Source organism: Mycobacterium sp. 852002-30065_SCH5024008, assembly GCF_001665645.1.
GTDB classification, from domain to species: domain Bacteria; phylum Actinomycetota; class Actinomycetes; order Mycobacteriales; family Mycobacteriaceae; genus Mycobacterium; species Mycobacterium paraffinicum.
In genome coordinates, this window is record NZ_LZSZ01000086.1 from 1 (window position 1) to 624 (window position 624).

Consider the following 624-nt stretch of genomic DNA (forward strand, 5'->3'; position numbering starts at 1 on the left):
GGCCACACAGCGCATGGTGGCGACGACGATCCGCCGGCGGGTCTCCTCGCCGCTGGCGCCGACCGGGCGTCCACGCTGCGCCCGCGTCACCGTGCTCTCCCCACTCGCGCGTCCTGTCCGCCGGCTCTGAGTGCCCGGCAGGTCGAATATAATCGAGTGATCGATTAGTTTGGGCTTCCGCGCGGAGGTGCGCAGTGTGTGATGGACGGACCTGCGGCGGGTTCCGCGCGGCATGAGCGTCGCGCCGTCGCAATTGGGCCGCCCGGTGGGCGCCGACGGGGAGCAGACCCGCCGGCGGATCGTCGTCGCCACCATGCGCTGTGTGGCCACGGCGGGGTACTCACGGGCCACCATCCGTGAGATCGCCCGCACCGCGAACGTCACCAGCGCCAGCCTGTACAACTACTTTCCGAACAAGGCCGAGTTGATCAAGGCCGCGATCGCGGCACGCACCGATGTCGCATTGCCTCGACTGCGGGCGGCCGCCGCGGGCGCCGGGACCGCCATCGATCGGATCGAGGCGGTGCTCGACGAGTCGGGCCGGCTCATGCGCGAGTACCCGGATCTCGCCGCCTTCGAGTGGGTGATCCGCGCCGAGGGCGTGGCCGACGTCGATTCGCGGCT

The 624-nt window shown here is 70.8% G+C and carries 1 protein-coding gene and 1 pseudogene; one reads left to right on the forward strand and one right to left on the reverse strand.

Going from position 1 to position 624, the window contains the following annotated elements; genetic code table 11:
• A pseudogene (locus tag A5781_RS26165) lies at positions 1 to 90 on the reverse strand (TetR/AcrR family transcriptional regulator); the annotation flags it as partial.
• 142 nt (positions 91 to 232) lie between these two features.
• Here A5781_RS26165 and A5781_RS11275 point away from each other — a divergent pair.
• A partial coding sequence (locus tag A5781_RS11275) for a TetR/AcrR family transcriptional regulator (RefSeq protein WP_156624557.1) occupies positions 233 to 624 on the forward strand: 392 nt, incomplete at its 3' end.